Below are 12,779 nucleotides of genomic sequence, written 5' to 3'. Positions count from 1 at the left end.
TATATTTAAGGGGCAGCGAAAATGAAATATGAATTAATGGACATGTGTACCGAAACAGCCGTCATTAAGGTTATTGGTGTCGGTGGCGGCGGCGGTAATGCGGTTAATCATATGGTCGACAGCCATATTGACGGTGTAGAGTTTATCTGTGCAAATACCGATGCGCAGGCTTTGCGAAGATTAAATATCGGTACGATTATTCAATTAGGTGTTGAACTGACCAAGGGGCTGGGCGCTGGCACCAATCCTGAAATCGGAAAACAAGCGGCGGAGGAAAATAAAGAACGCATTAAAGAGGTGATAGAAGGTGCGGACATGCTGTTTCTGACTGCCGGCATGGGGGGCGGTACTGGTACGGGTGCGATTCCTGTTATTGCGGAAATTGCCAGGGAAATGGGTATTCTGACCGTGGCGGTAGTGACCAAGCCGTTTTTGTTCGAAGGCAAGAAAAAACTGGCTGTGGCAGAAAAAGGTATTGCCGAGCTTGAGCAATATGTCGATTCGCTGATAACCATTCCTAATCAGAAATTATTACGGGTGCTGGGCAGCAGCGTTTCATTAGTGAATGCATTTAAAGCGGCTAATGGCGTATTATTGGATGCGGTGCAAGGCATTACTGAACTCATTGTGCATCCCGGCATGATTAACGTGGACTTTGCCGATGTCAGAACCGTCATGGCGGGAATGGGAGCGGCGATCATGGGCACCGGGTCGGCAACAGGAGAGCATCGCGCCCGCGAAGCGGCCGAAAAAGCGATCGCTTGCCCCTTGCTGGAAGATATCAACTTACAAGGCGCTCGTGGTATTCTGGTCAATATTTCCGCTGCCGATATGGGCATTGCAGAGTTTGATGAAGTTGGTAATATTGTTCATGAATTTGCCTCGGAAGATGCGATTATCAAGATTGGTACCGCTATTGACCCTGAGTTAGGCGATGAAATTAAAGTCACTGTTGTTGCCACAGGCATGGGAATGGCGATGCCAGCGACTAAGTCACCGGTTAAACTTGTACAGAAGGCAGCGGCTGGTGAAGTTGATTACGGCGTGCTCGATAAACCGACGGTAATGCGCCAAAACAGACCTGAAAACAGGGAAACCCGATTCGGAGCACAGCCTAAAAAAGATATTGATCTGGATTATCTGGATATCCCGGCTTTTCTAAGACGTCAGGCCGACTAGTGCACTGGTAATTTTGTTTTAATGAGTAAAATTAAGTGTGGTACGGATTTACTTATGTCCATGAGGGTATACGCGCAGTGCAAGTGAATTCGCACCTACAGTTTACCCGTCATGATTATAATGACCGACTACTGGTTTAGAGGAAGACGACTTGATCTCTTTTTTTGGCTCTGATTGTGTTAGAATTCCTGTTTTTTTGCCTCTCAATTCGGCGTTCTTTATTTTATGATTAAACAGCGAACTTTAAAAAATACAATCAGGGCTACAGGCGTAGGGCTGCATACGGGCGATAAAGTGTATTTGACTTTACGCCCTGCTGAACCGAATACGGGTATTAAATTTCGCCGCGTTGATTTAGACGAACCGATTGTCATCGATGCGTCACCTGAAAATGTTGGCGAAACCATGCTTTCGACAACGCTGGTTGCAGGTAATGTAAAGATTTCAACCATAGAACATCTGCTATCGGCATTTGCCGGGTTGGGCATTGACAATGCGATCGTCGATGTCAGTGCTGCTGAAGTTCCCATTATGGACGGAAGTGCCGGTCCTTTTGTGTTTTTGCTGCAGTCAGCCGGAGTTGATGAGCAGGATAGCCCTAAGCAATATATTCGCATTAAACGTGCAATCAGGGTCGAAGATGGTGATAAATGGGCTGCTTTTGAACCATTTGAAGGCTTCAAGGTGACATTTACCATTGATTTCGAGCACCCGGCTTTTGCAGACCATGTCAAAACCGCGACCATGGATTTTTCGTCGACTACTTTTGTGAAGGAAGTAAGCCGGGCTAGAACATTCGGTTTCATGAAGGATATCGACATGCTCCGGCAAAATAATCTGGCTCTGGGAGGCAGTCTTGATAATGCAATCGTGGTGGATGACGATAAGGTACTCAATGAAGATGGTCTGCGTTATGCAGATGAGTTTGTCAAACATAAAATTCTTGATGCCATAGGCGACCTGTATCTCCTGGGGCATAGTTTGATCGGCGCCTTTACCGGTTATAAATCCGGGCACGGACTGAACAATAAATTACTGCGTACTTTATTAAATGATAAGGATGCGTGGGAAATGGTTACGTTTGACGAAGAGGAAGACGCGCCGATTTCCTTTATGCGTTCCGCGCAATCGCCGCGATCTGCCGCGTAAAACCGCTTTCTGACTATCCGGCATCGCCGGAGAGTCGCCGCAACGTTGCGCTCAACTTTAGCAACGCTTGTTTCAAATGATCATCCGGAGCATTAAGACCCTGCTTCCGGATGATTTCTATCTTTTCCGGTGATGGAATATTCACTTTCCTTACAGGTTGCTTGTCAGGGCTTTTTTGCTCGGTAAGGATTTTAACCTGCATAATTGTGACAGATTCACGTGCTATTGGCGCGATAGCGGCAAGGATAGCCTTGCTATAAAAGCGTAATTGTGATGCCCAAGCAGCGGAATCCGTATAAATCAGTAATTTTTTATCGTTTATTACACAGTAGCGCGCCTGTTTTGCCAGCGCTTCCGGTAACACCGCCCGGATATATTGCAGGATCTGGCGTTGCTGTTCAATCCGGCTGTAAAAATGAGCAATAGCCCGGTTCGGAAATGCTAGGGTTGATTTAAATGTGACGGGTTTTTTTGCCATGGCGACTCGAACGGGTATTTTTACCGAATGGTTGGATTATTTAAAAGATTGGCATATAGTGCGTACGCAAAGGAGTTCATTCTTTCCACACGTAAAGACCCAGCCAGGCGGATAAAATGAAACAATTCATTCAGGATCTCGCGGAAAAGAACAATCATCAAGCAAAGCAGTTGCTCCAAATTCTGCGAGAGATCCAATCCTGCTACCATTATATCCCGGAACAGGCAATAGAACAGTTGTCCGGGCTTTTGGCTATTCCCCGGACCAGAATTATCAGCGTGGTCGAATTCTACAGCTTTTTGTATTTGACGCCCAAGGGGCAATACGAGCTGCTAATCAGCGATTGCATTACCGATAACATGCATGACAAGAAAAATCTTACGGATTATCTTGCCGCCAGACTGAATGTGGCGGTCGGGGCGGTTCGGGAGGACGGCTTGGTCAGTCTCGACAATACCTCATGCACCGGCATGTGCGACCAAGGTCCCGCCGGCTTGGTTAATGGTTATGCCTTAACCCGTCTGGATCGGGCTCGTATTGACCTGATTGCCGATTTGATCGAACGGCGAGAGCCTCTGGCGGCATGGCCGGCTGACTTGTTCCAAGTGGAGGATAATATAGTCAGGCCGGGGCTGTTGTTGAAGCAGTCCATGGTGCCTGGAGAGGCCCTCAGGTCGGCCTTTAAGCGGGGGCTGAAGGCGACGCTGACGGAAATTGAGCGATCGGGGCTAAGAGGCCGAGGCGGGGCGGGTTTCAAGACCGCCATGAAATGGGGATTTTGCGCCGACGAAGCACAGAACGAGCGTTATGTCGTTTGCAATGCCGATGAAGGTGAGCCTGGCACATTCAAGGACAGGGTGCTGTTAAATTCGTTTGCCCATCAGGTTTTCGAGGGCATGACCTTGTGCGCGGCCATTATAGGCGCCAAGCGGGGCTTCCTGTATTTGCGCGGCGAGTATCTGCATCTTTATGAGCAGTTGCAAGGCATCCTGGATCAACGCAGACAAGCCGGTTTACTCGGTGTCAATATTCTCAGGGAAGGGCTGGATTTCGATATTGACATCTACCTCGGCGCCGGCGCCTATATTTGCGGCGAAGAATCGGCGTTGATCGAATCGCTGGAAGGCAAGGCGGGAATTCCGCGCAACCGCCCGCCTTATCCCGTGACGCAGGGATATCTTGGCAAGCCGACTGTGGTCAACAATGTCGAGACATTTCTTGCTGCGAGCGCGATTGCTGTCAATGGTGCCGACTGGTTTGCAAAGGTGGGAACGGAAAAATCATCGGGCACTAAAATACTCAGCATCAGCGGCGACTGTGCCAGGCCCGGGATCTACGAATACGCGTTCGGCACCACTGTACAGACACTGTTAAATGATTGTGGCGCAACGGATGTGTTGGGCGTGCAAATGGGCGGGCCTTCCGGCACGTTCATTTCCAGTCAGGAATTCGACCGCAAGCTGGCATTCGAGGATCTGGCGACCGGCGGATCGGTGATTGTCTTTAACGAAAACCGCAATATTTTCGATATCGTCCATAACTTCACGCACTTCTTCGCGCACGAAAGCTGCGGGTTCTGTACGCCTTGCCGGGTTGGCACTTCGTTGTTAAGGAAGCAGGTCGATAAAATTTACGAGGGGCACGGCTCGGCTGGTGATGTCGCGGCGCTTGAGGAACTGTGTCAGTTGATCAAAAACTACAGCCATTGCGGCTTGGGACAAACGGCCGCCAATCCGGTGTTAACGACGTTGGAACGCTATCCCGAATTGTACCAAGGCAAGTTGAAGAAAATCAGTTATGAACCGGGATTTGATCTGGATGGCGCACTCGATATAGCCAGGCGTCTGGCGCAACGCGACGATGCCGGTGCGCATTTATCTCAGGTGGGTGATCATGAGTAAAACAATTACGATTGACGGCGATTCAATCCCCTTCGAGGATGGCCAGACCATCATGGAAGCCGCGGCCGCCGCGGATGTCTATATTCCGCATTTATGCCATCATCCCGAATTTGCGCCACACGGCAGTTGCAAATTGTGCACAGTCATTGTGAACGGCCGGGCTTGTTCGGCTTGCACATTCCCGGCCATGGACGGACAGGAGATCCTCAATAATAGCAAGGAGCTGAATGACGACCGGCGCAGAATCACGCAAATGCTGTTCGTGGAAGGCAATCATTTATGTCCCGGCTGCGAAAAAAGCGGCAATTGCCAATTACAGGCAATCGGATATTATCTGAACATGCTCGACAACCATTTCCTGCATTTTTTTGCCCCGCGCGAACTCGATGCGTCACATCCCGATGTGCTGGTCGATCGAAACCGGTGTATTTTCTGCACACTGTGCGTGCGCGCCAGCCATAAAGACGGCAAGGACGTGTTTGCCATCAGCGGCCGCGGCATCAACAAGCGACTGATCTTCAATGCTGATAGCGGGCTGTTAAAAGATACCGATCTGGATGTCAGCGATCAGGCCGCGCATATCTGTCCAACCGGGGCTATTTTGATCAAGCGTACCGGCTTTACCCAGCCTATCGGCGAGCGGTTGTTTGATCACAAGGATATCTCCGAAACCAGCCTGGAACAGGAGCAGGGCGATCATGACCGATAAAATCAGAGTGGCAACCGTGTCGCTGGCGGGCTGTTTCGGCTGCCATATGTCACTGCTCGATATCGATGAGCGATTGTTGCAGTTGGCCGATCGGGTTGCATTCGACCGGTCGCCTATCACCGACATAAAGCACTGCACGGCATGTGACATTGGTCTGATAGAAGGCGGGGTCTGCAATTCGGAAAACGTTCATACCCTGCGCGAATTCCGCAAGCACTGCAAATTTCTGGTGGCCGTCGGGGCTTGCGCCATTAACGGCGGCCTGCCCGGATACAGGAACTATATTCCGCTGGAGGAATGTCTGGGCGAGTCTTATCTGGACGGGATCGGCATTGAAAATCCGCAGATCCCCAGCGATCCTGAATTGCCGCTATTATTGGATAAGGTATATCCCGTGCATGAAGTGGTCAAGATAGACTATTTTTTGCCGGGCTGCCCGCCGGCGGCTGGTGTATTCTGGACATTTCTGACCGATTTGCTGGAAGGGCGTGAGCCGGCGCTGCCTTATGAGCTGATTCATTACGATTAGTTACTTGCGAGAAGTCTATGTACGACTATTTAGAAACGGCTGAAACTACGGAAAATTTGAGGCGCGTCGCCGTCGATCCTATCTCGCGCGTCGAAGGGCACGGCAAAATCACGTTATTGCTGGATCAGGACAATCAAGTCAGACAGGCGCGGCTGCACATCGTTGAATTCCGTGGCTTTGAGCGCTTCATACAGGGGCGGCCTTACTGGGAATTGCCGGTTATCGTGCAGCGACTGTGTGGCATTTGCCCGGTCAGCCATCATCTAGCCGCCGGCAAGGCAATTGATCAGTTAGTCGGCATCGAGCCGGAAAATCTACCGTCCGCCGCAAGCAAGCTGAGACGTCTGCTGCATTTCGGACAGGTTCTGCAATCCCATGCCTTGCATTTTTTTCATCTGTCCAGTCCGGATCTGCTGTTCGGTTTCGAGAGCGACATCAATAAACGCAATATCATAGCCGTGTTGAATGATTATCCTGACATCGGCCTTCAGGGCGTCAAGCTGCGCAAATACGGTCAGGAAGTCATCCGCATGATTTGCGGCAAGCGCATACATGGTACGGGAGCTGTCGCCGGTGGCATGAATAAGGCGCTGACTCAGTCAGAACGCGACTATTTGCTGTCGGATGTCGATCAAATCATCGCCTGGGCGGCCGGCGCCGTGGAACTGGTTAAGAAAATACATGGCTCCAACCTGCCGTATTATGATGAATTTGCCACTATACGCAGTAATTATCTCGGCCTGACCAGTGCTGATGGGGCGCTGGAGCTGTACCACGGCGGCCTGCGGGCCAAAAATGATCAAGGTGAAACTATCGTGGATCATGTCGATTATTGCCGATACAACGACTATATCCATGAAGAAGTACGTTCATGGAGTTATATGAAGTTTCCTTACCTGCTGTCGCTGGGCAAGGCGGCGGGCTGGTATCGCGTCGGCCCCCTGGCGCGTATCAATAATTGCGATTATATCGCTACGCCGATGGCGGAAGTCGAGCGCCTGGAATTCAAGGCGCATGGCGGTGAAGCCATGGTGCATAGCACATTGGCTTTTCATTGGGCGCGTTTGATCGAGGCCCTGCATTGCGCCGAAAGTATCAAGGAACTGCTCAACGATCCTGAAGTCATGGGTCATGATCTGGTCGCGCAGGGCGAGAAGCGCTATGAAGGTGTCGGCGTGATCGAGGCGCCGCGCGGTACCTTATTTCATCATTATCAGGTTGATGAAAACGACATTGTTACGAAAGCGAATTTGATCGTCTCGACGACCAGCAATAACATGGCGATGAATGAGTCCGTGCGGCAGGTTGCGGCGGAGTACTTGTCGGGGCGGGAGTTGACCGAGCCGCTATTGAACAACCTGGAAGTCGCCATCCGCGCTTATGATCCCTGTTTGTCCTGCGCGACACATGCCGTGGGAAAAATGCCGTTGCAGCTTGAATTGGTCGACGTGGAAGGCAGGCTGATCGATAGACTCATTAAACACGGCGATGGTGCGATTGAGCATGACCTCGGAGGTTAATTCCGTACTGCTGTTTGGCTATGGCAATCTCAGTCGCGGTGATGATGCCTTAGGGCCATTGCTACTAGAGTTCGTGGAATCTCACTTGAACTTAGGCAATATCGACCTGTTGTCCGATTTTCAGCTGCAGATTGAACATGCGCTGGACCTTGAGGGCAGGGCCTTGGTTTTATTTGTCGATGCGTCCGTATCCTGTGCGGGACCGTTCGATTTTGCCGAGTTAAGTCCCGGCAGAGATAAAAGCTATAGCACGCACGCGATGAGTCCGTCCGCGGTTTTGGCTGTTTATCAGACGGTAAAGAAACAAACACCGCCACCGTGTTTTCTGTTGAGTATCAAAGCGGAGCAGTTTGAGCTCGGCTCCGGATTGAGTGCGAAAGCCGAGAGTCGTTTAATGCAGGCCTGTCAGTTTGCTGCTCAGTTACTGCATAATCCGGCGCCCGATTTTTGGCGTCAGGCAGCGCAATGTCGGGTAAACCTGCAGGAATACGAAGAAGATGCGGCAGAGGGCTGACTGGCGGCTTGCTTGCGAGGCATGGTTATCGCAAGGGCTTATTCAGAAAAATGCTGTTTTGTCGTCATCGGCATTGGCATTAACGGAAATGCCAGGTTTATTAGATTGACATGTCCAGAATGCCAATATAGAATGACACCCAGCTCGAAATACGATTTACCGCATGCTTATCTTCACGAAGTTCTTTGTAATTGCTCGTCCTGTTTATCATTAAGTAATTCTTCATTTCCCAGCTCCATTGGCCTTAACAGGCTTTAAAATTACTCATTATTTTTATAGGATTGCAATATGGCTTCCATGACTACCGGTACCGTTAAGTGGTTTAACTCCGAGAAAGGCTTCGGCTTTATTCAACAAGAAAACGGTCCTGATGTGTTTGTTCACTTCCGTAACATTAACGGCTCCGGCTTTAAATCCCTTGATGAAGGTCAAAAGGTACAGTTTACTGTTACTCAAGGCCAAAAAGGTCCGCAAGCGGAAGAAGTATCCGTCATCTAATTGCAAAAGCCGTAGCAGTCAAAAACTGCTACGGCTTTTTTCATGTCTTGCCTGTTCAAGCGAGGCAAGCTAATCATACCTCCTGCCGTCATAGATTAGCCATCCATGCTCATGCTGTCCTTGCGGATCATGATGCGTCCAGTGTATGACGCCTCCCTTGCTGTTCCACTCATATTCGCCACGGAAACTGATGGTCGATCCTTCTTTTATGCCCTCGACTCTGGGCGCTAGATCGATATTGTGCGCGATCAACACTGACGGGCCGGAATTCAACCGTACGATGAAACGCTGGTGCCGGGAACCGTTGGTATCGTCAGGCAGTATTTTTATAATCGTGCCGGTCTGCCTGACTTGAATGTTGCTGTATTGATGATCGAAAGCCTCAGACAAGACGGCTAAGTCAGTAAGGCTTTGGGCGTTAATTGATCCACTCTCGGTATTATCATCCAGGGCTTGTGATTTAATAAACGCGTCTTTTTCTGTCAAGACCGATCCATTTTCACAGCCGGGCAGTATTAGGCCAGCGTAGCCGGTAATCAGAAAAGCCAGGGTGATATTTCCGATCAATGTTTTACCTGGCGGCATCATAAAGTTCCTTCAATGATATTCTTGAGCGTTTCCAAATAGAGATCTCCCTCCGTGGCTTGTACTCTTGCTCGTAAGGATGCGATCGTGTCGTCGGGGAAAACCGGCACATGACTCTGGTTGAGGACGGGGCCTTCGTCATAGCGGTCATTGATGAGGTGTACGGAGGCGCCAGAAACCTTATCGCCCGATTTCAGTACCGCTTCGTGAACGCGGTCGCCATAAAGGCCTTGGCCACCGTGTTTCGGCAACAGGGCAGGGTGTATGTTCAGGATATGGCCGTTGAAACGTGTCAGTGTATGTGGGCCGATTTTTTTCATATAACCCGATAGCACGACAAGATCGGTTTGCGCCTCAAGCAGTGCATGCATGATCGCCCAGTCCTCACTTTCCGGATCGGGATGGGTGTTGGCATTGATCAGATGTACGGGGATTTGTTGTTCCTGGCACCAGCGCAATATTTCCGAATTGGAATTGTTGGTGATGACCACACCCAATTCAGCGGCAAGTACTTTTTGCTTCATGGCGGCGATGATGTGTTTGGCAGAAGATCCGCCATGTGAGGCGATAAAGCTGATTTTCATAGGTATTGATGCAAATAAAATAATCGAAAGAGTGTGTTCAGTCTGGACTTTGGTGATTGACAGCTTAACAAGTCCAGAACATGGCTGGTATTTCCGTTTGGTTTTTCACGCTAACGGGATCAGATTATGTGTGTATTTTACCTGATTTATACGGTAAGTCTGTTGATCTGATAGACGTGGATGCACGTCTCCGGCGTTTTTCTGTCTGCGCTTTGGTTACAAGGGGTGAGGGCTATCGGTAAAATTGATTTATAAATGATCCCTATTGATATTCAAGCGTTTCATCCCATAGTTAAAGGTGTTTTATCTGTAACTAATGAAATAGACAGTATATAATCTCACATTTTGATTCAATTTTTACTAAATTCACCGGAAAGAAAATATGCTCGGTAAGCTGGTTAGATTAGTTGTAGGAAGCCGTAATGACAGGCTTGTAAACAAGAAAAGGAAGTTGGTCAAAAAGATCAATGCATTAGCTTCCGAATACGAAAAATTATCTGATGAAGCCTTAAAGGCAAAAACGCAGGAGTTTCGTGATCGTCTGGCGCAGGATGAAAAACTCGATAGCCTGATTCCGGAAGCTTTCGCAACGGTCAGAGAAGCGTCTACACGCGTCTTTGGCATGCGTCATTTTGACGTGCAACTGATCGGCGGTATGATTCTGCATGACGGCAAAATCGCTGAAATGAAAACCGGTGAGGGGAAAACCCTGATGGCGACTCTGGCGGCTTATTTGAATGCATTGCCGGGGCGCGGTGTGCATGTCGTGACCGTCAATGATTATCTGGCCAAGCGCGACTCGGACTGGATGGGGCGGCTGTACGGCTTTTTGGGTTTGACGACCGGTGTTATCGTCAGCCAGATGGATAGCCATCAACGGCGGCAGGCATATGCATCTGATATTACCTATGGCACCAATAACGAGTTCGGTTTCGACTATCTGCGCGATAATATGGCTTTCAGCTTGGAACAAAAAGTTCAGCGTGATCTGCATTTTGCCATTATCGACGAGGTAGATTCGATTTTGATCGATGAGGCAAGAACGCCGCTGATCATTTCCGGGCCTACCGAGGAAAGTACCGAATTTTATATTAAAGCCAATGAGATCGTCCCTTTCCTGACCAAGCAAGAAAAAGACGGCCAGAAAGGCGATTATACGGTCGATGAAAAAGTGCGCCAGATCTATTTGACCGAAGAAGGTCATGAAAGAGTGGAGCGCTTGATGGTCGAGCATGGTTTGATGGCCGAGGGCAGCAGCCTTTACGATGCGGCCAACATCCGCCTGATGCATTATCTGAATGCGTCGTTGCGCGCGCATGTGTTGTTTCAAAAAGATGTCGATTACATTGTCGCTAACAATGAAGTCATCATCGTTGATGAGTTCACTGGCCGTATCATGCCGGGCCGGCGCTGGTCTGAAGGTCTGCATCAAGCGATTGAGGCGAAAGAGCATGTCACGATCCAGAATGAAAACCAGACGCTGGCCTCGATTACATTCCAGAATTATTTCCGCTTGTACCATAAGCTTTCAGGTATGACCGGTACGGCCGATACCGAAGCGTTCGAGCTGAATAAGATTTACGGCCTTGAAGTGGTCGTGGTACCAACCCATAGGCCAATGATTCGTAAAGATTTAGGTGATTTGGTTTATCTGACTGCACGTGAGAAATATATCGCTGTGGCGCAGGATATTAAATCTTGTGTCGAGCGCGGCCAGCCGGTCTTGGTCGGTACGACTTCGATTGAGAATTCGGAGCGGCTGTCGGCGTTGCTGAAGCAGCAGGGTATCAAGCATGAAGTGCTGAATGCCAAACAGCATGAACGCGAAGCGCACATCGTCGCGCAGGCCGGCCTTCCCAGAGCTGTCACGATTGCAACTAACATGGCTGGTCGCGGAACCGACATCGTGCTAGGCGGTAACTTGGAGGCGGAATTGGCCGCTTTGGGAGAAGATGCGGCTGAGGAAGAGAAAGAGAAAGCACGAGGTGCCTGGCTGGATCGGCATGAACAAGTCATTGCCAGCGGCGGCTTGCATGTAATCGGTTCAGAGCGTCATGAGTCACGGCGTATCGACAATCAGCTAAGAGGTCGTTCCGGTCGTCAAGGCGATCCAGGATCAACGCGTTTTTATCTGTCGCTGGAAGATGATCTGATGCGTATTTTTGCTTCCGAACGCGTAGCAAGTCTGATGCAGAAACTGGGCATGGGCGACGGAGAAGCGATTGAGCACCCGTGGGTAACACGCTCGATCGAAAACGCCCAGCGCAAGGTTGAAGGACGCAACTTCGATATCCGTAAGGAAATCCTTGCTTATGACGATGTCGCCAATGATCAGCGTAAGGTGATCTATGAGCAACGTAATGAATTGATGGCGGCGGAAAATGTTTCGGACATTATTTCTGCGATACGCAGAGATGTCGTTAACAATGTCATTACGCAGTATATCCCGCCCAAAACCATGGAAGAGCAATGGGACATAGAAGGTCTGGAAGATCATTTGCGCCAGGAGTTCAATGTTGAAATTCCGGTAGGCAAAATGCTCGATGAGGATCATTCGCTACAAGAGGAAGGTCTGCGTAATCGTATTGTTGAAATTCTGGAACAAAACCATAAGGATAAGGAACAACAGATCTCTAGGGAAGTCTTACAGCATTTTGAAAAATCAGTCATGCTGCAGGTTCTGGATAACAGCTGGAAAGAACATTTGGCTGCCATGGACTATTTGCGTCAGGGTATCCATTTCAGGGGATATGCGCAAAAAGATCCCAAGCAGGAATACAAGCGTGAAGCTTTTCAGATGTTTACCGATTTACTGGACCATATCAAGTACGAAGTTATCACGATTTTGGCGAAAGTTCAGGTGCGGCAGGAAGAAGATGTACAGGCAATTGATGAGCAAATGCAGGCGCCCAAGGAAATGCATTTTGAACATGCCGAGGCTTCGGCCCTGGAAAATAAGGAGCAGCCAGAAGCGGCTCCCGCAGAAGAACAGACCGCGCAGCCTTTTATCCGTGCTGGCAATAAAGTCGGGCGCAATGACCCTTGCCCTTGCGGGTCAGGCAAGAAGTATAAGCAATGCCATGGTAAATTAAGTTAATCAGGTGGATAAAATCACCTGCCATCAGTTAAAAAA

General features: G+C 49.5%; 12 protein-coding genes. 9 read left to right on the top strand and 3 right to left on the bottom strand.

From position 1 onward, the window contains the following. Nucleotides 1–21 precede the first annotated feature (21 nt). Together ftsZ and lpxC are read left to right on the top strand one after the other, a co-directional pair. The gene (gene ftsZ, locus EK22_RS02730; RefSeq protein WP_020158186.1) at nucleotides 22–1,179 is read left to right on the top strand and encodes a cell division protein FtsZ; all 1,158 of its coding nucleotides are present in this window, start codon (nucleotides 22–24) and stop codon (nucleotides 1,177–1,179) included. 225 nt (nucleotides 1,180–1,404) lie between these two features. Next, the gene (lpxC, locus tag EK22_RS02725) at nucleotides 1,405–2,328 is read left to right on the top strand and encodes a UDP-3-O-acyl-N-acetylglucosamine deacetylase (protein WP_020158185.1); all 924 of its coding nucleotides are present in this window, start codon (nucleotides 1,405–1,407) and stop codon (nucleotides 2,326–2,328) included. A 13-nt stretch (nucleotides 2,329–2,341) separates the two neighbouring features. On the opposite strand, the gene EK22_RS02720 is transcribed toward lpxC, so the two are convergent. Beyond that, the gene (locus tag EK22_RS02720) at nucleotides 2,342–2,806 is read right to left on the bottom strand and encodes a DciA family protein (protein ID WP_036247832.1); all 465 of its coding nucleotides are present in this window, start codon (nucleotides 2,804–2,806) and stop codon (nucleotides 2,342–2,344) included. A 116-nt stretch (nucleotides 2,807–2,922) separates the two neighbouring features. On the opposite strand from EK22_RS02720, the gene EK22_RS02715 reads away from it, so the two are divergent. The 6 genes from EK22_RS02715 to EK22_RS02690 all read left to right on the top strand — a co-directional run bounded on the left by EK22_RS02715 (nucleotide 2,923) and on the right by EK22_RS02690 (nucleotide 8,477). Continuing rightward, nucleotides 2,923–4,707 carry an NAD(P)H-dependent oxidoreductase subunit E gene (locus EK22_RS02715; protein ID WP_036247830.1) on the top strand — a complete coding sequence of 595 codons (1,785 nt, stop codon included), beginning with the start codon at nucleotides 2,923–2,925 and terminating at the stop codon, nucleotides 4,705–4,707. Next, nucleotides 4,700–5,416, top strand: a complete 717-nt coding sequence (locus EK22_RS02710) for a 2Fe-2S iron-sulfur cluster-binding protein (RefSeq protein ID WP_036247828.1) — start codon at nucleotides 4,700–4,702, stop codon at nucleotides 5,414–5,416. Before EK22_RS02715 ends, EK22_RS02710 begins: the two co-directional genes overlap by 8 nt. Continuing rightward, nucleotides 5,406–5,945, top strand: a complete 540-nt coding sequence (locus EK22_RS02705; protein ID WP_036247824.1) for an NADH-quinone oxidoreductase subunit B family protein — start codon at nucleotides 5,406–5,408, stop codon at nucleotides 5,943–5,945. The genes EK22_RS02710 and EK22_RS02705 overlap by 11 nt, the downstream gene beginning before the upstream one ends. A gap of 17 nt (nucleotides 5,946–5,962) precedes the next feature. Next, complete coding sequence (locus tag EK22_RS02700; RefSeq protein ID WP_036247823.1) at nucleotides 5,963–7,465, top strand: Ni/Fe hydrogenase subunit alpha; 1,503 nt, start codon at nucleotides 5,963–5,965, stop codon at nucleotides 7,463–7,465. Further along, nucleotides 7,449–7,979, top strand: coding sequence for a hydrogenase maturation protease (locus EK22_RS02695; RefSeq protein WP_036247820.1), 531 nt, complete (start codon nucleotides 7,449–7,451; stop codon nucleotides 7,977–7,979). Before EK22_RS02700 ends, EK22_RS02695 begins: the two co-directional genes overlap by 17 nt. A gap of 297 nt (nucleotides 7,980–8,276) precedes the next feature. Then, complete coding sequence (locus EK22_RS02690; protein WP_027147079.1) at nucleotides 8,277–8,477, top strand: cold-shock protein; 201 nt, start codon at nucleotides 8,277–8,279, stop codon at nucleotides 8,475–8,477. A 69-nt stretch (nucleotides 8,478–8,546) separates the two neighbouring features. Here EK22_RS02690 and EK22_RS02685 read toward each other — a convergent pair whose 3' ends face one another. Beyond that, entirely contained in the window at nucleotides 8,547–9,044 is a 498-nt protein-coding gene (locus EK22_RS02685) for a DUF3465 domain-containing protein (RefSeq protein WP_235209207.1), read from the bottom strand. Between the two features lie 17 nt (nucleotides 9,045–9,061). Next, nucleotides 9,062–9,646 (bottom strand): phosphoribosylglycinamide formyltransferase, encoded by a 585-nt coding sequence (locus tag EK22_RS02680; protein ID WP_036247813.1) that lies wholly within the window; start codon nucleotides 9,644–9,646, stop codon nucleotides 9,062–9,064. A gap of 382 nt (nucleotides 9,647–10,028) precedes the next feature. Here EK22_RS02680 and secA point away from each other — a divergent pair, with 382 nt between their 5' ends. After that, on the top strand, nucleotides 10,029–12,743 hold the full coding sequence (secA, locus tag EK22_RS02675) for a preprotein translocase subunit SecA (RefSeq protein ID WP_036247810.1): 2,715 nt from the start codon (nucleotides 10,029–10,031) through the stop codon (nucleotides 12,741–12,743). The last annotated feature ends 36 nt before the right edge of the window (nucleotides 12,744–12,779 follow it).

Origin of the sequence: Methylobacter sp. BBA5.1, assembly GCF_000746145.1 — a bacterium.
GTDB classification, from domain to species: Bacteria; Pseudomonadota; Gammaproteobacteria; order Methylococcales; family Methylomonadaceae; genus Methylobacter; species Methylobacter marinus.
This window is presented reverse-complemented; position numbering and strand designations above follow the sequence as displayed.